The sequence below is a fragment of the Microcystis sp. LE18-22.4A genome, from assembly GCF_027531105.1.
Classification (GTDB): domain Bacteria; phylum Cyanobacteriota; class Cyanobacteriia; order Cyanobacteriales; family Microcystaceae; genus Microcystis; species Microcystis aeruginosa.
Genome location: NZ_JAPZRB010000201.1, coordinates 1 through 19,396, shown reverse-complemented (window position 1 = coordinate 19,396; position 19,396 = coordinate 1). Strand labels below are relative to the sequence as shown.

Here is a 19,396-nt window from a genome sequence, read left to right as displayed (position 1 = left end):
ATTTTACTTACCAAGTTTTGATTCATTTTCCCATACAAATCATCAATTTTTTGGGGTCGTTGTTGTCCTATGGAGTAATCGGACTGATAATTTTTGTCCTAGTGTGGATTGTGGGGGACTGATTTCTCGGTAGAAAAAAATGAGAGAATCAGCCTTAGCCAATTCTCCCCAATTTCAGCCAACTTTTAGTTTTTACTGTTCACTAGCCACTGCTTGGGGTTGTCCTTGCGGTTGGAATTGGAACAGGGAATAAACCACGTTACGACGGATATCAATCATCATTTCTAAAAACATCTCGTAGCCTTCCTGTTTATACTCAATTAGGGGGTCTTTTTGACCGTAACCGCGTAAACCAATCGACTCGCGTAAAGCTTCCATAGCTTGCAGGTGTTCGCGCCATAACATATCGATTTGTTGCAGGATAAAATAACGTTCGGCATCGCGCATTAAACCGGGACGAATACTATCCACTTGACGTTCTTTAATTTCGTAGGCTTTGCGAACTTCTTCGTGTAGGAACATCTTGATATCATTAACACTCATCTCCTCGATATCTTTAGCGGTAATATCTGCCAAGAGATAGACGAATTCCTGAGATTTACTAATCAGTTTTTCTAAATCCCATTCTTCCGCCGGCAGTTCGGGATTAATATAAGCCATGACGATTTCATCCATGGTTTTTTCGGCGTATTGCAGCACCTGTTCTTTTAAGTCCATCCCCTCCAAAACCCGACGACGTTCGGCATAAATAGCGCGCCGTTGATTATTCATCACCTCGTCGTATTCAAACACCTGTTTCCGGGCATCATAATAGAAGGTTTCCACTTTTCTTTGCGCGCCTTCCAGGGAACGAGTTAACATTCCCGACTCAATGGGCATATCTTCTTCCACCCGGAAGGCATCCATTAAACCAGCCACGCGGTCGCCCCCAAAAATCCGCAATAAATTATCTTCTAGGCTTAAAAAGAAGCGTGTGGAACCGGGGTCGCCCTGTCTGCCCGCCCTGCCTCGCAATTGGTTGTCAATACGGCGGGATTCGTGGCGTTCCGTCCCGATAACGTGCAGTCCGCCCCTTTCTACTACCTCATCGTGTTCTTTGCCTGTGTAATCTTCATAACTTTTGCGAATTAATTTATAGACTTCCCGTAACTTTTGAATAACCGGGTCATCCGTGGGGGCTTTTTCGGCTGCGATAGCGATTTTTTCTTCTACTTCTAATTCGGGTAAACTTTGAGTTCCGTGGGTATCAACGGCAAATTTAACCGCTTCTTTCAGGGCATTTTCTACCTCTTTCGGTAACTCGGTGGGAAAAATTTCCGCCGAGGCGCGCCAGTTTTTTTTCTTCTTACCCGGGGCGAATCCTTGCGGGCGATTGCGTTCTCCTAAACTGGGTAAACTAAAGGCCAAATTGTCATCCTCGGGCATAACTAATTTGGGCATTAAATACTCGCGAATTTTCAATCGTGCCATATAATCGGAGTTACCACCGAGGATGATATCGGTTCCCCGTCCCGCCATATTCGTAGCAATAGTTACGGCTCCGGCCCGGCCTGCTTGGGCGACGATTTCTGATTCCCTTTCCACGTTTTCCGGACGGGCATTAAGTAAGTTATGGGGAATATTCCTTCCCTGTAATAAAAGCGAAAGCACTTCCGATTTTTCCACACTGGTGGTACCGACTAAAACCGGGCGACCCTGTTCGTGCATTTGTTGACATTCTTCAGCGACGGCGTTCCATTTTGCCTGTTCATTTTTATAGACGACATCGGCTAAATCTTGCCGACGAGAAACGCGATTAGTGGGAATAATTGTTACTTGCAGGTTATAGACTTTTTCTAGTTCCGTTTCTTCGGTTTTAGCCGTCCCGGTCATGCCAGATAATTTCGGATAGAGTAGGAAAAAGTTTTGATAGGTAATCGTGGCTAAGGTTTGGGTTTCCTGTTGAATTTCCACCCCTTCCTTAGCCTCCACTGCCTGATGTAAACCATCGCCCCAACGTCGCCCCGGTAATACCCGTCCCGTGAACTCATCAACGATAACAATTTCACCACTGCGGACGATATAGTTAACGTCTTTTTTCTGGAGTTCTTTGGCACGAATAGCGTTAGAAATATAGTGCGCCCAGGGATTTTCTTGGTCGTATAAATCAGTAACTTCTAATAGTTCTTCCGCTCTTTTAAAGCCTTCATCGGTCATTAAAACGTTACGGTCTTTTTCGTTAACTTCGTAGTCTCCCGGTCCGTCTTCTACTTCTTGGCGCACTAATTGTTTGGCGATTTCGGCGGCGAGAATATATTTTTCTGTGGGTCGATCAATCGCTCCTGATATAATTAATGGGGTTCTCGCTTCATCAATAAGAATGGAGTCCACTTCGTCGATAACGCAGTAGTTAAAGGGTCTTTGGACAACTTCCCCCATCACTGTGGCCATGTTATCGCGCAGATAATCGAAGCCGAGTTCGCTGTTAGTGGTGTAGGTGATGTCACAGGCATAATTTTTCTTTCTTTCTTCCGGACTCATGCCGGATTGAATTAGTCCCACACTTAACCCTAAAAAGCGGTGTACCTGCCCCATCCATTCCGCGTCACGACGGGCGAGATAATCGTTAACGGTGACGACGTGAACCCCTTTTCCGGTCAATCCATTCAAATAAGCGGGGAGTGTGGCAACTAGGGTTTTTCCTTCCCCGGTTTTCATCTCGGCGATTTGTCCTTTGTGCAGTACCATTCCCCCCAATAACTGCACGTCAAAGTGACGCATCCCTAAGACTCGGATTCCCGCTTCCCGGACAATGGCGAAAGCTTCGGGGAGGATTTCCTCGAGAATCTCCTCTCTTTCGTCATAATTTCTTGCTTTGTCTAATCTTTCCTTAAATTCGCTGGTTTTGCTCCTTAATTCCTCATCGGACAGGTTTTTAATATCCTCTTCCAGCAGGTTGATTTCGGTGACGAGGGGCTGAAATTTTTTAATTTTGCGGGCGTTGGGGTCTCCGAGTAGGGCTTTTAACATAGCAGTTTTTATTCTCTTGCTTCGATTGGCTCTTGGTCTGTGGTGTTAACAATTGTATCACTCTGGTTGGGAGTGGAGAATCATTTATCGGTGAAAAGGGACGGCGTTGTCAGATTCAGAAGAGGAAAGATGCAATGCTCCCAACTGATTCGGAGCATCTTTCAATTTGACAACGCCGATTGTAGGGCTAATTCATGAATTAGCCCTACGCCGATTGTAGGGCTAATTCCACTGCTAAATCGAGCGACCCCTTCGACTTGGCTCAGGGCAAGTCTTGTTCCCCACTTAAGCCCAACTATCGGCACTATTCGTTCATTAAACACTAATTGTCAAGATGCCATGTAATCTTTCCTATCAAAGTAATTTCAGTTCCGGTGCTGATTCGGAGCATCTTTCAATTTGACAACGCCAAAATTTTTGAGACATTTCAATATAAATTTAAAAGGCAACCGCAACAAAAAAGGAAGATAAACCCTAATAAATATAACCTAGAATACGCTTTATCTGTGGTTGAAACCTGCGATAAAATATCAATCTAGGGTTTGCGGCAAAAAGTACGGGCGAAGCATTCGGATAGAAAATCTCCGGTTTCACCGATAGGTTATTGCCCGAATGCTTCGCCCCTACAGGACGCGGGCCGATGAAAACCCAAGGTTTTGAAGCACGATTCTCTCAAAATCTTGCACCTGTACTGATTATTTATTCTCCCTTTTACCTGTCCTGATATGTAGCCTATAGTCAACGGATTTAGTATTAATCTTCTCTCACCGGTGGCTTAACTAAAGGGGAAACCACCATATTTATTGATAATTATATCTATAGTTTCCATAATTGCGATCGATTCTCCCAAAATGGAGATAATTTGTTGATAATGTTCTAGGTCATCGTAGCTAAGGTGGCGACCTTTGCGGTCTTTTAGCCACTTCTGACACACTTGATAACCGCCGATATAAAAGTTCCAAATTTGGGGCGGAATCCCCGCAAAATACTGGTCAGAATTAATCGAAATTTGTTGTTTATTTTCGTCATATTTCACCTGTTCGACTAGATTAGAACCCGCCACGGGATAGCTACTAATTTCTTTTCCCGTTGCTTTCATTAGGTGTAACTGCACTAATCTGTCACCTTTTTTGACTAATTCCCAGAATAATTCTTGATTACTGGTGAGAGGAACACGAGGAAAGTCTATTTTTAAAAATTCGGCGTAACGTTGGCGATATTGGGGAGAGTGAAAGACGGTATAGATATAGTTAAAAATGTCTTCTGGTCCAAAGGTTTTCTTTTCGTCTCCTTTGCCATCATTGATAAATTCTAATTCAAGTTTTGCCGAAAGTTCCTTAATAAATTCTGGCGCTAGATTGGGACGGCGAGACATTCCCATGTCTTTCTCTGCCTGAGTTTCAGGATAACAATATAATGGCATAGTGTATCCTCTTTCTCTACTTTTGTTTGAAACATAGGAATCGTCTGTAAGCTGATTAGTAATTAAAATATGTTGCCAAGTTTCACTGACTATTTGTCTGCATATATGAAATCCTAAATTATTTTCTTTTAGGTGACGCATAGTATCAATTCTTGCTCTACAGTGAAACCCACCTGAATTACCTGTATAATAGGTATATCTTTGATCAAAAGGTCTATATGAAATGGGTAAGAGGTTATCTTTAGATAAATTTGATTGCTTAACATCTTTCTGTGCTAAATCTATCTTCCAATCTTGAGAATCTTTACCTAAATTATACTTAATTCTAGCTTCTTCTGGACTGAGATTGACAAAATCATTGATTATATCCCAAATTTCTTTTTCACTCCATTGAATTGTTAAACTATCTCTAGCTGTGACGATACCAACACTATTAATTGGCATAATTTCAGTAATCTTCCAAAATTGATCGTATTCCGATCGCAGATTAATATTCTGAGGTTTAAATAGATAAAAAGGAGAATCAGGTTGTAATTCTTGCCAAGAAGTAGAACAAAGATCATTTTCATCTAACCAATGATACTTACCACCGACAATAACTTGATTCTCAATCATCTCTCTTTTGCCCCATAAATCAGCATGATAAACTTTAGCTAAATTTGAAGAACTATTGTGATATTTAATAAAAATACCAATAGCTACACCTTGCTGAATATCAAACACATTTTGATCGGGTGAACCGTCGGGACAGATTTCTTTTTTCTTACTGTTGCCGTGTAAATCGAGAATATAAATATCATCAAAAGTTTTTAATAAACTTTGACGCATTCCCCGAAAAGTTGGGTTATCCAAATAACCATGATTAGTAACAAAAGCTAAAATTCCGTAACCAGTTTTCTCGATGCGCCATTGACTAAAGCGAATAAATTTGACATAATCATCATTTAACCATTTGGGATTTTTTTCGCCTAAAGGTTGCTCATCTACTTCAAAATAACTAGCAGTTTTTTCTCCAGAAATAATATCTTTTCCCTTCAATAATTCCTTAATCCATTCTCCTGTATTTACGGAATGTCCAGAGTAGGGAGGATTACCAATAATCACCATAACAGGATGTTCTTGCTTAACACCTTGCGCTGACTCTGCTTCATCGCGAATACGATTTAAAAAACCATCAGCAGGGGGAATTTGAAAAGCTTCCTGTAGGGTGTTGGTGAGATAGATTCCCAAGCGTTCATCGGCACTAAAATCATAGCCTAATTCCTGAAGTTGTAAACCTAATTTCATGTGTGCTACGGTGTAGGGAGCCATCAGTAATTCAAACCCAAAAAGACGGGGTAATAAATGTTTACTGACATAACTAGACCACATCCCTTTCTGTTGACGAAAACTATCATAGATATGGTCGATAACCGAGTGTAAAAAAGTGCCAGTTCCCACAGCAGGATCGAGGATTAAAACTTGGTGAACTTCCTGAGTTTCTTGGCTATTATTAGGATTTTTAATCGTAATTTTTTTAGCATCGGCCAAACCTTTAGGAATCTGAAACTTATTTTTTAGAATATAGTCCACACTGCGAACCATGTAAGAAACCACGGGTTCAGGGGTATAATAAACCCCCCTAGACTCACGCATTTTACTATCGTATTCGGCTAAAAAAGTCTCATAAAAGTGAACTACAGGATCCTGCTTGCGCGTGCGTTTTCCAAAGCTGCTAAGAATCCCCTCCATGTCCGTTTGTTGTAAAATAGTGGCTAGAGTATCCACGGCCCAAGTAATCCGCTCATCTAATTCTGTACCAGCAATTTGATGAAAAATTCCCCGCAAAAAAGGGTTAGTTTTCGGTAGTCGAAATCCCGCCGTTTCCCTGGAAAAAGAACTTATTTGATCCGTATTACAGCGTGCTGCGAATAAACCATAACAGATTGTTTGTGCATACATATCGGCGAACTGCGCTTCATTGAGATCACTAATTAAAACTCGTTGAAAAGATTGCAATTGTTGCCGCAACATTCCCCCGCAATCTTGATCTTTTAAAGCTTGGCCGATTGCATCTCGAATTAACTGCGCTAAAGCGGCCATTTTTTTCGCTAATTCTCGCGGTGTTGTTATCTGAATAACTTTTGAGAGGAAAAATTGACAGAACAATTGTTCTACTTGTAAAATACCCTGGGAATCAGGTTTAATTTGCTTTTTTTGATTAAGAGTTGCCACGGACGCTGATAGACGCAATTCTCCCGATACATACCAACGAAATTCTAAATGATCGGTGATAATTAAATTACCCAAAGCCTGTAAATAACGTTTTATTTGGGGAGTATTTTCAACCTTTTTGAGAGAAGTTCCGATATCTTTTGCTTCCAGATGGCCAATTTCTACTATACCCTGATTAATCACAAAATCTGGAGCGCCACAAGCAATCCTTTTGGGTTCATTGAGAGCTTGTAGGTTATTATTTAGGGATTCAATTAATTTTTTTAAAGCAGGACGATAACTGTGTTCTGTGGCGTTACCCTGTTGATAAATGCCTGTGATTTCCTCTAGATATTTTGGCAGTGAGTTACTCATTATCGTTGCGACATACAAACGTTCTTCTATAGATAAAATATAACCTCATTTGCACCCAATGTTCTCAATTGCTGCTCAAGTTATACCCGTTTAAGGGGACTTCTGGCGAGATTTGAGTTAAACTAGAAAGGTTGACTATTGACAAACATCGATCGCACAGGAGTAAATTATGTCTAGAGTCTGTACTATGACGGGGAAAAAGGCCAATAACGCCTATGCGGTGTCCCACTCCCACCGTCGCACCAAAAAATTACAAGAAGCTAACCTACAATGGAAAAGAGTCTGGTGGTCGGAAGGCAACCGTTGGGTAAAACTACGCATCTCCACCAAAGCTATCAAAACCATTGAAAAGAAAGGATTAGCCGTCTTCGCTAAAGAAGTAGGCTTAAACTTGAATTTGTACTAAGCGAGTAGTTCAAAAGTGGAGACGAATCGGCCGTATCGTTGACTCCTGTGCTTTTGATTATTAAGTATTGCAACAGGGCGTGATGTGGGGTGAAAACTACCTTTAAGATTAAAAACTTAAAACGACCTGTTCAGGAGAATTTCAATGTATTCAACCCTATTAATGGCCGCCACCGCCGTACAAGGTTCCAGCGAATGGAGTCCCAAAGTGGCGATTGTCATGATTATCTGCAATATTCTCGCTATTGCTTTCGGTAAAGCGACTATTCAACAACAAAATGTCGGTCCTGCTTTACCTTCCCCCGCTTTATTCGGTGGTATGGGATTAGGCGCTTTACTAGGTACTACCAGTTTTGGTCATGTCCTCGGTGCCGGTGTCATCCTCGGTCTCTCCCGTCTCGGAGTTATCTAAATATGTTTTGATTTTCTCAATCGGTGGCCAAAAGTCACCGATTTCTTTTGTTAAAAATTCTGGACTATATAAGTAGGTAGGTGTTAAAAATTATCAGACACCCCCGTTATCAAGGGTAGGGTTGATTCATGAATCAACCCTACCTTATCAAGGGGGATCAAGGGGGGATATAGGGGGGATTTAATTAGAACCACTTACTTATAATAAATATGACTTTACCTCAAAAAAATTCTTTTTGGTACGATGAGCGATTTCAGAAGATTTTTCTACAGGTAATTATCCTGCTAATTGTCTGCCTAATTTTCTGGTTTTTTGGACGCAATTTAGTGATTAATTTCCAACGCTTACGCTTAAGTTTTGGCTTTGGCTTTCTCTTTGATCCCGACCGACCAGCCTCTTTTGCTATTGGTGACTCTCCTATTGCCTACAGTCCCACCGATACCTATTTTCGCGCTCTTTTGGTGGGATTAGTTAATTCCCTCCGCATTATGATTACTGGCATATTTTTGGCGATTAGTCTGGGAATAGTCATCGGGTTAGGTCGCTTGTCGGATAATTGGTTAATTCGTCAGTTGGCAACAATTTATGTGGAAACTATTCGCAATACTCCTCTATTATTACAATTATTTTTCTGGTATTTTGCTGTGTTTCTGAAACTGCCGAAGATTGAGGACTCTCTAGAGTTTTTTGGCAGGGTATTTTTAAATAACTCAGGAGTATATTTACCTTTACCCGCTAATAGTTTCAGGACATGGTTAGCCTTAGCTATCATTGCTTTAGGAATAATTATCTCAGTATTTTTATACCTAAAAAATAAACTTAGTTTATGCCTAACTAGCCTACTAATCCTAGTTATAATTCCTCTAATCTGGGGTTTAGAATGGCAAAGTCCCCAAGTTAATCTTATTAATCAAAATATTGACTTCGGTTTACATCTTTCTTCCGAGTTTGCCACCCTCTTAATCGGTTTAACTGTTTATACAGCTGCCTTTATTGCGGAAACGGTACGGGGAGGGATTCAATCGGTTAATCGGGGACAATGGGAAGCAGCTAAAGCCTTGGGATTAAAACCTTTATTAGTGATGAGATTAGTAATTTTTCCCCAAGCTTTGCCAGTGATTATTCCTCCTTTAACTAATGAATGTTTAAACCTGGTTAAAAACTCTAGTTTAGCGATCGCTATTGGTTATAATGATATTTATGCTATCTCTAGTACCATCGCTAATCAGACAGGAAAAGCTCTAGAGATGTTAATAGTAGTTATGGCCACCTATTTATTCTTTAATCTGGTGATTTCCTTGACTATGAATCAATTAAACAAACGGGTAAAAATTCAGGAAAGATAGGGTGTGTTAGCGAGTGCGTAACGCACCGAATCGCACCAAAAGGTAGTGTAACGCACCAGAATTTAGTGATAAATTAATTAATGAGCATTAGCAGAATATAAAGCGGTGATAATTGCTGTCACCGCAGGACTAAGACTAGATAAAACCACCACAGAAGCGGTGGCAATGATGATAGTAGTAGCCATTCTCACCATACCATCTGTACCTTTTTGATAGGCATCAAATTTATAGTCTATGCGATCAATTTTTTGTCCTATTTCATCTCGCCACTTACTGAATGCGTCTTGTGATTGGCTGAATTTTTCTTGCAAATCACTAACTTCATCACTTAATTGAATCAATGCCGCTCTGATGTCATCATTACTGGGATTTTCGGGAATTTGCATGACCTTGATTAGCAATCAACTAACAACCGCCTATATTATAGCAGTTCTTAGCCATAAATTACAATTTTTTATCAGGAGGAGGAGTCAATCGCCAGCGCACTAAAAAACTATCAATACTTTCTAAACATTCCAAGTCATCTTTAGGTAAATAAGAATCTTTTGACAAGAAAGAAAAAGCCTGCTGAAACTCTTGACTATCAGCTTGAATCGGACTAGCAAAATGACAAGGAATAACCTGTTTAATCGGCCATTGGCAAATTCGCTCAACCCATTGACTAACCTCGTCAGTAGTGCGATTAAGAATCAAAGTTTGCAAAATGGGTGCTACTATTAACCTCCCCTCTCGACGCAAATTTAAAAAAGTCTTTTGCCAATCATCACCCCATTGAAAAGGGAATAAACCAAAATAGGCTTTTTTACTCCTTTCCTGAGCAGTAAAAGCATCTCGAAAGACCTTAATCCAATTGGGAACAGCTAAAACAGGAGGTTGAAAATAAAGAGCAAAAAGACAAATTCTCTGCCAACCCCGACGGCGATTTTCTGGAGTATCCTCCACCAGATCCTTAGCACTATTTTTAGCGTGAAACAGCAGCGGATAGGGGTCTAATTCTAAAATAGCGGGAGGATTTTCTGGGATAGAAATAATGCCATCAGTCAGCAGCAGAGTTTGAGAGTAGTGATGAAAAAAAGCCACTTCCGAGAAGTATCCCACATTCAGATCAATTGCGGGTAAAATTTCATAACTAAAATCTTTTCCTAAAGGAGTGGTTGCCGAGTCAGCAGGTAAAATTTCTGTTCGTTTTGCCGGTAAACCCAACCAACTCAAAGGTAAATTAAGAGGAAAACTCCATTGATTAGGAGCAACATAAACTATAGCCTTAGGAAAATAACGGGCAAAAGGACCGACAAAAACCTTATGTTCAATCCCAGAAATCGTCGGCAAAATAATATATTTAACTTCCCCGTGTTCACTTTCCAACTCACGCATTAAGCGAATACATTCAGGAGTCGGGGCCACTGGTGCATAAACAAATAAACCCCCAGATGCTAACCTAATTACCGTCATGCGAATCGGCACGACCACATAAAAAATACCCTGCAATTGCTCAAATGTCCAGAGCGTATCTTTCACCACTTCTTGGCGAATTGTCCGTCTTTGACCGTAGGGATAAAGTGGTACAATTGGCCAAAAAGGCCATGATAAATCTTGCGGAGTTATTGCGGCTTTTGTCATCGTCTGATTCTATGGCTGAAAATCTCTATTTTAGTTATCATAAACCTTTCTAATCCCCATGACTGATAAACTGCCCATTGATTCTTTGGTCAATACTTGGAATAGTCTCACGGGGGAAGTGATGAAAAGACTCCCCATCGACCAGTTGACTAATACTGTCCTCCAGTGGTTTAGTGTTAGTGACAGTCAAGTGGCGGAAATTTTAGAAAAAGTCCGTCAAGAATTACCCACCACCGAGGCGCTGTTAATCGGCAAACCGCAAACGGGAAAAAGTTCGATTATTCGGGGAATAACGGGAGTTTCGGCGGAAATCGTCGGGCAAGGTTTCCGTCCCCACACCCAAAACACCCAGCGCTACACCTACCCCGCGGAAGACTTACCCCTGTTGATTTTTACCGATACGGTGGGGTTAGGGGATGCCTATCAACACACAGACAGGGTAATCGCGGAATTATTAGCAGATTTAGCCGAAAATACGGGACGCGCCCAGGTTTTTATCGTGACGGTAAAAATTAATGATTTTGCCACCGATAGCCTCCTGGAAATTACCAAACAACTGCGGCAAAAATACCCTAAAATCCCCTGTTTACTGGCTGTCACCTGCCTTCATCAGCTTTATACTCCTAATACCGCCGATCATCCCCCTTATCCTCCCGATTGCGAGGATATCAATCGCGCCTATCAAGAAATCAAAGAAACTTTTAAGGATTTATACGACAATTCTGTGCTAATCGATTTCACCCTAGAGGAAGACGGTTATAACCCCGTTTTTTACGGTTTAGAGGCATTTAGAGACAATTTAGCCGATTTATTGCCAAAAGCCGAGGCTAACACCATCCACCAACTTTTAGATCGGGAAACCAGCAATCAATTAGGCAATCTCTATCGGGACGTGGCCCGACGCTATATGTTAGCCTTTTCCGTCATAGCGGCGACCTTGGCGGCGATTCCCTTACCCTTAGCGACTATGCCCGTGTTAACTGCCCTACAAGTGTCAATGGTGGGGGTTTTAGGCAAATTATACGGTCAAGTCTTAACCCCATCCCAAGCCGGCGGAGTCGTCAGTGCGATCGCTGGCGGCTTTTTGGCCCAGGCCATCGGTCGGGAATTGGTGAAATTTATCCCCGGTTTTGGCAGTGTCATCGCCGCTTCTTGGTCCGCTGCCTATACCTGGGCCCTAGGAGAGGGCGCTTGTGTCTATTTTGGCGATTTAATGGGGGGTAAAAAACCCGATCCTAAGAGGATTCAAAGAGTGATGAAAGAGGCTTTTTCTGCTGCCCAAGAAAGATTTAAAAATGTCGCCACGGGGGGAGATAAAATGTAGTTATTAGCCCCTTAATTGTTGGAGATAAAGCAGCCTAAGACAAGTAGCATATCTTCAAGTTAGCGAGATTTTAGTAACATTCGTCAGCTTTAGCTCCACTGGAAATTTACTTGGGCTTCTCAACCAGATCTATGGTTCAATACAGTTGAATATATCCCGTTCAAGTAATAGACAAAACATATCAAAAATGTGCCATCAGTTTCAGTGAGTAGCAGTATAATGGCTTTATGCAGTTTGACTGGGATAAAAATAAGGCAGAACGCAATCTATCAAAGCACGAAGTCTCAATTGAGGAAGCAAAAACTATTTTTGATGATTCTCTCTATGTTGAATTCTACGATACAGATCATTTAGAAGGAGTTGATATTATGTTAGTTAAAGGAATTAAAAAAGGCAAAATTATTGAGTTATTAGAGGAAGTTGATTTTCCCGATAATGAAGAGATATTAGTAGAAATTAGAGAGGTTAATGATTTTTGGTCAGCCTTGCAAGATTTTAGGCAAAGGGTAGATTTGGCAAGTCTTGATGATGATACTTTTGATAATTTACGGGACAACTCAACGGGGAGAGATGTTCATTTATGACTCTCAAGTATTTACTAGATACTAATGTTTTGTCAGATCATGGCTCTTATACCAGTTATCTTAGCCGTTGTTGTAGTACCTTGAACCCTATACTTTACCCACAGTTAAAAACGAAAGGAAAAAGGCAGTAAATCCGAGAGATTAAAACGATAATTTTGCTGAGTTCCACAGATAATAATCTCCGCTTGCGGCGCTAATTCGGCTATCCATTGACGACAGGCTCCGCAGGGAGTTAACTGACTAATATCATCCTTGTCCACCCCATCGATACAGGCTATAGCAATCGCCCGTACTTCTCGATCGCCCGCCGCGATTATTTGCGCTAAAGTTGCCCTTTCCGCGCACAAACTCAAGCCATAACTAGCGTTCTCTACATTAGTACCAGCATAAATCTTTTTATCTGTCAAGACCGCTGCCCCCACCCGAAAACGGGAATAGGGAGAATAGGAAAGTTTCGCCACTTCCCGAGCAGTGTCACAGAGTTGTTGTCTTTCTTGGTCAGATAGGGTCATCGGTTAGATAGCATCCGAGGCAACTTTGATTACTTCTTAATTATCGCTTTGGTCGTGCTTTGATGACATCCGAGCAAGACGGCCATTTGCCGTTGAGATAAATTTCCCTCTTGACTAGGTTGGTAGAGCAAGTTTCTTTGTTCTATGTTAAGATGTTGGGGGCTTAGTTTTTGGGATTTGTTGTTGCATTGAGCGGACAATACCTCATGAGCCTTTCTCTGTCAACTCTTAAGGAGTCGTGCGTTTCATTTTTGAGTTGGCGATTTAAGATCAGTTTTGTTTAAGTATCTTTTACCATGACTTCTACATCGAACTTTCAGCCGACGATAGTCTCAGAGTTTTAGCCGACCTCGAACTCAGCCTAGTTGCTCATTTTCACAGCAAAAACTGCATCCATAAATTTATCGCCGAATTTTAGCATGGAAATTGACACACTACTGCAGCAAATTGATATTGGAGAAGACCAAGAATATGAGTTTAAATCAGCCGAGGGAGGCTTGCCAAAAGACATTTGGGAAACTCTTTCAGCTTTCGCTAATACCGATGGCGGTTACATTATTTTGGGTGTTAGCGAAAAAAAACCTAGATTAGAAATTACAGGAGTGCGTAACCCTAAAAATCTTCAACAAGAGTTTTGGGATAACCACAACAACCGACAAAAACTGAATATATCTATCTGTTCTAATTCAGACGTAGAAGTAAAAAAGATTAATGAATATCAGCTTCTCATTATTCATATTCCTAGAGCTACCCGAACTCAGCGTCCTGTATATATTAACAATAACCCAATGACTGGTACATATAAGCGAAATTATGAGGGAGATTATCGCTGTCATAAGGAGGAAATAGAGCAAATGTTTCGCGATGCCAGCAATGAACCTCAAGATTTTCAAGTTTTAGATAATTTTAATCTCAACGATATTGATCCTGATACTCTGAAAGTATTTCGCCAACGGTTCAGCAATCGCGAACCCGATCATCCTTGGTTAGCATACAATGATCAACAATTACTCCATCAGTTAGGAGGATGGCGACGAGATAGAAATTCTAGCAAAGAAGGATTAACTGTAGCGGGTTTACTCATGTTTGGACGAGAACGCAGTATTTTAGATGCTTTCCCCCATTATAGTCTCGACTATCAGGAAAAATTATCTGATGATCCTGAAAAAAGATGGACATATCGCTTAACTCTTGATGGTAAATGGGAAGCTAATTTACTTAACTCTTATTATCGTGTTTATGGCAGATTAATTAATAATTTAGATGTTCCTTTTCAATTAGACAAAGATGCCGTTCGTAAAGATGAAACCCATGTTCATGAAGCTTTAAGAGAGGCTTTAGTTAATACTTTAATCCACGCCGATCACCAGTCGTCACGGCCTATAAAGGTGGTAAAATCTATCGATGGCTATCTGTTTTCTAATCCCGGTCGTCTGAGAATTCCCCTACAGCGTCTCTATGAAGGCGGCACTAGCGATCCTCGTAATCCTCATCTACAAAAAATGTTTCAAATGCTCGGATTAGGTGAAAAAGCTGGCTCTGGATTTGGGAAAATTCTTCGTGCTTGGAAAGAACAACAATGGTTGAGTCCCCTAGTTTCGGAAAAACTTGACCTAGAAGTTACATCTGTTAATTTACCGATGACAAGTTTTATTCCCGAAGCAGTTGAAGTGGAATTAAAAAGGATTATCGGGGATGCTTACCGTCAGTTAGGTGATCTTGATAGGATAATATTAGTATTAGCGCATCAGTTTGAGGAAATTAGTAATACTGACATTCAGCGTTATCGATCAGAACATCCCAGAGATATTAGCGAACGCCTTCGTAATTTAGTTCAAAATGGCTGGTTACACCAGTCAGGTAAGTGTCGGGGAACACGCTACACCCTACCGAACCAGAATTTTTCAGCGCAACTTTCTCTATTACCAAGCTCCGAACATTACCCACCAAGCTCCGAACATTACCAACAGTTAGAGGCAATTGCTGAACCCATACGCAGAAAAGGCCGCATTAGTAAAGACTCGGTACGAAAAGTGATTCTTGAACTATGCTCCCAACAATATCTACCCCTCGGAACATTAGCTCAACTGCTCGGAAGAGAACCTGATACTATTCGTAATCACTATGTCAACCCGATGATAGATGAGGGATTGCTGGAGCTTAAACACCCCCAACTAAGGAACCATCCTCAACAAGCTTATCGAACAGTATCTCGATCGCATTTCCTATCAGCGCAAGATGAGTAAACACCCGCTCCTCAAATCCGAGAGATTAAGGGGACTACATCGGCAAGCCACTAATTTAGCGATCGATAGCTAACTTATCACTTAACATTTCCCTGACGATTTTAGCGGTAGCGGGGGCCAATAAAACCCCGTTGCGGTAGTGTCCCGTGGCCAGAATAACGTTATCGTATCCGGGCAAATATTCGATGATGGGAGCGGATTTTTTCTCCGGTCGCGGTCGCTTACCGGACCAAGTACGCACGATCGCACCCGCGGCCAAAGAGGGACAAAAAGCGATCGCCTGTTGATACACTTGCTCTAATAGGGCAGTATCGGCGATAATTTCGCCCTTTTCGTCCATAAATTCCACCGTTGCCCCAATCCAGTATTCCGATCCAGCCAAAGGCAGAATATGCAGGTCATTTCCTGTTAAAATCGGCTTAAAATCGGAACTTTCTAAGGGTTGCGTCAATTTTATCTGTAAAGCTTGCCCTAAAACCGGTCGGATTTCCACTGGATGGGTAAGAGTTTCGGTTAAAGCAGTGGAACCAATTCCCGCACAAAGAATCAAAGAGTCGGTTTCCTCTATACCATTAGAACTATAAACCTGGGTGCATTGCCTCAAATTAGAGCCATGAAGCTCTGTCTTCCCAAAATTTTCAACTTTTACCCCAAATTGACATTTTACCCCCCTTCTTGCCGCAGCAGCGACGAGAGACTCCGTGAGCAGGGCCGGATTAATTTGATGATCCCTGGGAGAATAGATAGCACCCTGGAGATGATCGCTGGCCACTTGGGGACATTTTTGGTTTAAAGTCTCTTTATCCCAGATTTCTAGACAATATCCCTGTTCTTGGCGGATTTGGGCTAACTTGCGCCAATTTTCTTCGTCTTCGGCACTCGATCGCAGGAGGACAATGCCATCACGGTTACAGGGAATAGTCAGTCCGGTGAGGGATTCTAGCTCAGGAAGGAGAGTTTCGTAACGTTTTAAACTTTCTTGCCGCAGTTTCCAGGCTCTACCTTTAGTTTTATGGCTGATAATCCCCATTAAAATCCCTAGGGCTGCCCCGGTTGCTCCTTGTCCTGGTTTTTTTTCATCGATGAGGGTAATTTCTAATCCTTCGATGGCACTTAATTCGTAGGCAATGGTGGCCCCCACTATCCCCGCACCGATGATGACAATTTTAGTCATAAACTCCAGAGGCTATTTTTCTAGTGGGAATAGGACTAAAAAAGGGTTGAACCGGTTTCAACCCCGATAATTAATTACAGAACCCGGAAAATAAAAGGATAACGGAAAACCTTATAGGCATCTTTCCAGACTTGCAGGATAGCAAGAATGGGGAGAACAATGTTCACCACACCCAGAATTGCTAGGAGCAAATAACCGATTAAAACCCAAATTAGAATCCCGGCAATTAGGTAGTATAACCACATATTCAGGTGAAAGTTTAAAGCTTCTTTGGCGTTTTCCTTCACCGTTCCATCATCAGAAATGAAATAAATAGCTAAGGGAATCCCCACCGATACCAGCGTAGCACTCAAAAAGATCGAAGCATGACAAGCCACGGATAGGAGTCTTTTTTTGGTTAAATCTTCACTCATGACCATCGGGTTTATCCCCCTAAAATTGGCGGAGAAAGCGGATATCGCTATTATAACAACGGCGAATATCGTCTATCTCATGTAATACCATAGCAAATCTTTCCACGCCAAAACCAGCAGCAAAACCCGTATAGATTTGGGGGTCATAACCGACTGCTTTTAAGACATTGGGATCCACCATACCACAGCCCATCACCTCCAACCATTTGCCTTTCCACTGCACATCTACCTCGGCCGAGGGTTCAGTAAAAGGGAAGTAGGAAGCGCGGAATTTAACCGGTAAATCGGCCCCAAACATTTGCTTAAGAAATTCTTTAATTGTTCCTTTCAAATCCGTAAAGGTTAATCCCCGGTCCACCGCTAATAATTCCACTTGATGGAAAACCGCGGAATGGGTTGCATCCACGGTATCGCGACGATAAACGCGGCCCGGGGCCACAATCCGAATCGGGGGTTCGTGACTTTCCATGTAGCGAATCTGCACCGGGGAGGTATGGGTCCGCAATAAACGACCATCACTCAAGAAAAAAGTATCCTGCATATCCCGGGCCGGATGGTCAGCAGGAATATTTAAAGCCTCAAAATTATAATAATCGGTTTCTACCTGCGGCCCGGTGGCGATGCTGTAACCCAGACCGACGAAAATATCGATCATGCGATCAACTGTGCTATTTAAGGGGTGAATTCGCCCTAAAGGACGGCTAAGAGCAGGTAGGGTGACATCGAGGGTTTCCGCCGCTAATTTCGCCTTAATTTGGGCATTCTGGAGACTTTCTCGCTGGGATTCCAGCAGCGATTGTACTAATTCTTTGACCTCATTAGCGATCGCACCGAGGCGCGGTCTCTCTTCGGGGGTGAATTTGCCCATTTCCCGTAAAATCTGCGATAATTCTCCTTTCTTACCCAGATAATTCACCCTTAGCTGTTCTAAGTCTTCTAGGGTTGTTGTTTGTTCGATGGAATTTTCCGCTTTCGCTGCCAGGGTTTTTAGGGCAGTTTCGATCGGATGGGGGGATAAACTCATAATTAGGGCATTTTATAGGGCAGCATTCTAGTCTAGTTTATCTGCTCCCGTGGCGAGACAGGCAGAATCGAGCAAAGCTAATAGCTATGTGCTAGGATGGAAGTCGAGAATAAAAGTCGGCACTGCGGCTCGTTGTCAGTATTAATGGTCAAAGCGTTTCTGTTTAGTATTGGTTCAGCTAGTTCCCGAAATCTTGGTTCTCTACAAATCTGTTGTTTTTATCTGTGCAAGGATAGGTTTTATGTCAATTTATGTTGGTAATCTCCCCTTCGAGGTTGACCAAGACGACGTAGTTGAGGTTTTTAAGGAATATGGTGCAATTAAGCGCGTTCACCTCCCCATGGATCGGGAAACGAAAAGAAAACGCGGGTTCGCTTTCGTGGAAATGGAAACCCCAGAGCAAGAATCGGCCGCTATTGCCGCTCTTGACGGCGCTCAATGGATGGGACGAGAATTAAAAGTCAATCAAGCTCGCGAAAAAGAACCCAGATCTTCCTTCGGTGCTGGCGGCGATCGCAATCGGGAGCGTCGCTACTAATCCCCGACCGTAACCATTCTAGGTGATCGGAAATTTGGGTTGAAAACCCCGTCCTTTTAGGACGGCTTTGTGCGAGAATGTTTGTCGGTGGTTCCGAGCGTGAGAACGTGAGGAAACAGGTTAAACGTCCTACTCCGTGATCTCAAAATTTCTAACAGTCCATGGTGTTCAATTAAGTCCAAACTGTAAGAACGCAAAACAATTAAATACTGTGGGACACACAGAAATTTACGCTTGGGGAGTAGTCCATAAGAGTGCTTGCCTTATCGGTGTAGTCGGACTAGACATGAAACCGTAAGACCAAAATTAGCGTTGCTAGTGGAGGCAGGATTCAGCCCAAGAATCTCCGCACTTTTAGGGCGGAGAGTGTCAATGTCAATAGGGGGAGCGAGCGCTCGTTTCCCCGCTTGTCTATCTAATATCCCAAGGAGATTCTTGTGGCTAAACGTCGTAATTTGAAAAAAGAAAAAGCTGAACGCAACCGCGCCTACGCGCGTCAATTCCGGGCTGCCTCTAATCGTACCACCACTAGAGGAGGTAGAGGCGGTTATTCCAGCGATCAAAGACAATCTTCGGAAAATGAAGGGGCAGCCGATACCTAATCTGCTGACTTAGTTAGGGTCTGCGGCAAAAAGTTTTTCGTGGGGACAGGGTGTAGGGTGTGGGGTGTGGGGTGTAGGGTTTTACCGATTCTCATCTGGTCAATTACCTAATTTTCAGAGAAAAAGTCCCTGAATTTTCCCCCTATCTCTCCCACAACTGGTACTTTTTGATTGACAAAAAGTCTAAAAGTCTTAC

At 42.2% G+C, this 19,396-nt stretch carries 16 protein-coding genes and 2 pseudogenes; 9 read left to right on the top strand and 9 right to left on the bottom strand.

Annotated features, from left to right (window positions below):
* Nucleotides 1-192: 192 nt before the first annotated feature.
* Nucleotides 193-3,009 (bottom strand): preprotein translocase subunit SecA, encoded by a 2,817-nt coding sequence (gene secA / locus O9295_RS08785; protein ID WP_288032694.1) that lies wholly within the window; start codon nt 3,007-3,009, stop codon nt 193-195.
* Nucleotides 3,010-3,784: 775 nt separating this feature from the next.
* Nucleotides 3,785-7,000, bottom strand: a complete 3,216-nt coding sequence (locus tag O9295_RS08780; protein WP_288032693.1) for a type ISP restriction/modification enzyme — start codon at nt 6,998-7,000, stop codon at nt 3,785-3,787.
* A 169-nt stretch (nt 7,001-7,169) separates the two neighbouring features.
* Here O9295_RS08780 and rpmB point away from each other — a divergent pair, with 169 nt between their 5' ends.
* The 3 genes from rpmB to O9295_RS08765 all read left to right on the top strand — a co-directional run bounded on the left by rpmB (nt 7,170) and on the right by O9295_RS08765 (nt 9,163).
* The gene (rpmB, locus tag O9295_RS08775) at nt 7,170-7,406 is read left to right on the top strand and encodes a 50S ribosomal protein L28 (protein ID WP_002775299.1); all 237 of its coding nucleotides are present in this window, start codon (nt 7,170-7,172) and stop codon (nt 7,404-7,406) included.
* 144 nt (nt 7,407-7,550) lie between these two features.
* Nucleotides 7,551-7,817 (top strand): photosystem I reaction center subunit PsaK, encoded by a 267-nt coding sequence (gene psaK / locus O9295_RS08770; protein ID WP_002760753.1) that lies wholly within the window; start codon nt 7,551-7,553, stop codon nt 7,815-7,817.
* 209 nt (nt 7,818-8,026) lie between these two features.
* A complete protein-coding gene (locus O9295_RS08765) occupies nt 8,027-9,163 on the top strand; it encodes an amino acid ABC transporter permease (protein WP_288032692.1) in 1,137 nt (378 codons plus the stop codon).
* 77 nt (nt 9,164-9,240) lie between these two features.
* Here the strand turns inward: O9295_RS08765 and O9295_RS08760 are convergent, their stop codons facing one another.
* The gene (locus tag O9295_RS08760) at nt 9,241-9,549 is read right to left on the bottom strand and encodes a ssr2422 family thylakoid membrane protein (RefSeq protein ID WP_002798015.1); all 309 of its coding nucleotides are present in this window, start codon (nt 9,547-9,549) and stop codon (nt 9,241-9,243) included.
* Between the two features lie 58 nt (nt 9,550-9,607).
* Nucleotides 9,608-10,783, bottom strand: coding sequence for a DUF4336 domain-containing protein (locus tag O9295_RS08755; RefSeq protein ID WP_288032691.1), 1,176 nt, complete (start codon nt 10,781-10,783; stop codon nt 9,608-9,610).
* Nucleotides 10,784-10,841: 58 nt separating this feature from the next.
* Here O9295_RS08755 and O9295_RS08750 point away from each other — a divergent pair, with 58 nt between their 5' ends.
* From O9295_RS08750 to O9295_RS27335, 3 genes and pseudogenes are all read left to right on the top strand, one after another.
* Nucleotides 10,842-12,107: a YcjF family protein gene (locus tag O9295_RS08750; RefSeq protein ID WP_288032690.1), complete on the top strand. Its 1,266-nt coding sequence runs from the start codon at nt 10,842-10,844 to the stop codon at nt 12,105-12,107.
* 227 nt (nt 12,108-12,334) lie between these two features.
* A pseudogene (locus tag O9295_RS27785) lies at nt 12,335-12,418 on the top strand (BrnT family toxin); the annotation flags it as partial.
* Between the two features lie 57 nt (nt 12,419-12,475).
* Entirely contained in the window at nt 12,476-12,691 is a 216-nt protein-coding gene (locus tag O9295_RS27335) for a hypothetical protein (protein WP_353851853.1), read from the top strand.
* Nucleotides 12,692-12,795: 104 nt separating this feature from the next.
* On the opposite strand, the gene cdd is transcribed toward O9295_RS27335, so the two are convergent.
* Both cdd and O9295_RS08735 read right to left on the bottom strand, forming a co-directional pair.
* Entirely contained in the window at nt 12,796-13,203 is a 408-nt protein-coding gene (gene cdd, locus O9295_RS08740) for a cytidine deaminase (RefSeq protein WP_147074371.1), read from the bottom strand.
* Nucleotides 13,202-13,403: pseudogene (locus O9295_RS08735) on the bottom strand (helix-turn-helix domain-containing protein); the annotation flags it as partial. The pseudogene O9295_RS08735 and the gene cdd, both read right to left, overlap by 2 nt.
* 219 nt (nt 13,404-13,622) lie before the next feature.
* Between O9295_RS08735 and O9295_RS08730 the strand changes: the two are divergent.
* Nucleotides 13,623-15,449 (top strand): RNA/DNA-binding domain-containing protein, encoded by a 1,827-nt coding sequence (locus O9295_RS08730; protein WP_288032688.1) that lies wholly within the window; start codon nt 13,623-13,625, stop codon nt 15,447-15,449.
* A 55-nt stretch (nt 15,450-15,504) separates the two neighbouring features.
* On the opposite strand, the gene O9295_RS08725 is transcribed toward O9295_RS08730, so the two are convergent.
* The 3 genes from O9295_RS08725 to pheS form a co-directional block, all read right to left on the bottom strand.
* The gene (locus tag O9295_RS08725) at nt 15,505-16,623 is read right to left on the bottom strand and encodes an NAD(P)/FAD-dependent oxidoreductase (RefSeq protein ID WP_288032687.1); all 1,119 of its coding nucleotides are present in this window, start codon (nt 16,621-16,623) and stop codon (nt 15,505-15,507) included.
* A 74-nt stretch (nt 16,624-16,697) separates the two neighbouring features.
* Entirely contained in the window at nt 16,698-17,042 is a 345-nt protein-coding gene (locus O9295_RS08720; protein ID WP_004160866.1) for a DUF4870 domain-containing protein, read from the bottom strand.
* A gap of 13 nt (nt 17,043-17,055) precedes the next feature.
* Nucleotides 17,056-18,060, bottom strand: a complete 1,005-nt coding sequence (gene pheS / locus O9295_RS08715; protein ID WP_288032686.1) for a phenylalanine--tRNA ligase subunit alpha — start codon at nt 18,058-18,060, stop codon at nt 17,056-17,058.
* A 241-nt stretch (nt 18,061-18,301) separates the two neighbouring features.
* Here pheS and rbp point away from each other — a divergent pair, with 241 nt between their 5' ends.
* Nucleotides 18,302-18,598 (top strand): RNA-binding regulator, encoded by a 297-nt coding sequence (gene rbp, locus O9295_RS08710; protein ID WP_190719018.1) that lies wholly within the window; start codon nt 18,302-18,304, stop codon nt 18,596-18,598.
* A 437-nt stretch (nt 18,599-19,035) separates the two neighbouring features.
* A complete protein-coding gene (locus tag O9295_RS08705) occupies nt 19,036-19,200 on the top strand; it encodes an Asl3888 family RNA-binding protein (protein ID WP_002733784.1) in 165 nt (54 codons plus the stop codon).
* Nucleotides 19,201-19,396 lie beyond the last annotated feature (196 nt).

What these genes read in the sequence shown, in the direction of transcription:
- secA (WP_288032694.1), bottom strand. Translation starts at nt 3,009, where the DNA reads ATGTTAAAAGCCCTACTCGGAGACCCCAACGCCCGCAAAATTAAAAAA.
- O9295_RS08780 (WP_288032693.1), bottom strand. Translation starts at nt 7,000, where the DNA reads ATGAGTAACTCACTGCCAAAATATCTAGAGGAAATCACAGGCATTTAT.
- rpmB (WP_002775299.1), top strand. Translation starts at nt 7,170, where the DNA reads ATGTCTAGAGTCTGTACTATGACGGGGAAAAAGGCCAATAACGCCTAT.
- psaK (WP_002760753.1), top strand. Translation starts at nt 7,551, where the DNA reads ATGTATTCAACCCTATTAATGGCCGCCACCGCCGTACAAGGTTCCAGC.
- O9295_RS08765 (WP_288032692.1), top strand. Translation starts at nt 8,027, where the DNA reads ATGACTTTACCTCAAAAAAATTCTTTTTGGTACGATGAGCGATTTCAG.
- O9295_RS08760 (WP_002798015.1), bottom strand. Translation starts at nt 9,549, where the DNA reads ATGCAAATTCCCGAAAATCCCAGTAATGATGACATCAGAGCGGCATTG.
- O9295_RS08755 (WP_288032691.1), bottom strand. Translation starts at nt 10,783, where the DNA reads ATGACAAAAGCCGCAATAACTCCGCAAGATTTATCATGGCCTTTTTGG.
- O9295_RS08750 (WP_288032690.1), top strand. Translation starts at nt 10,842, where the DNA reads ATGACTGATAAACTGCCCATTGATTCTTTGGTCAATACTTGGAATAGT.
- O9295_RS27335 (WP_353851853.1), top strand. Translation starts at nt 12,476, where the DNA reads ATGTTAGTTAAAGGAATTAAAAAAGGCAAAATTATTGAGTTATTAGAG.
- cdd (WP_147074371.1), bottom strand. Translation starts at nt 13,203, where the DNA reads ATGACCCTATCTGACCAAGAAAGACAACAACTCTGTGACACTGCTCGG.
- O9295_RS08730 (WP_288032688.1), top strand. Translation starts at nt 13,623, where the DNA reads ATGGAAATTGACACACTACTGCAGCAAATTGATATTGGAGAAGACCAA.
- O9295_RS08725 (WP_288032687.1), bottom strand. Translation starts at nt 16,623, where the DNA reads ATGACTAAAATTGTCATCATCGGTGCGGGGATAGTGGGGGCCACCATT.
- O9295_RS08720 (WP_004160866.1), bottom strand. Translation starts at nt 17,042, where the DNA reads ATGGTCATGAGTGAAGATTTAACCAAAAAAAGACTCCTATCCGTGGCT.
- pheS (WP_288032686.1), bottom strand. Translation starts at nt 18,060, where the DNA reads ATGAGTTTATCCCCCCATCCGATCGAAACTGCCCTAAAAACCCTGGCA.
- rbp (WP_190719018.1), top strand. Translation starts at nt 18,302, where the DNA reads ATGTCAATTTATGTTGGTAATCTCCCCTTCGAGGTTGACCAAGACGAC.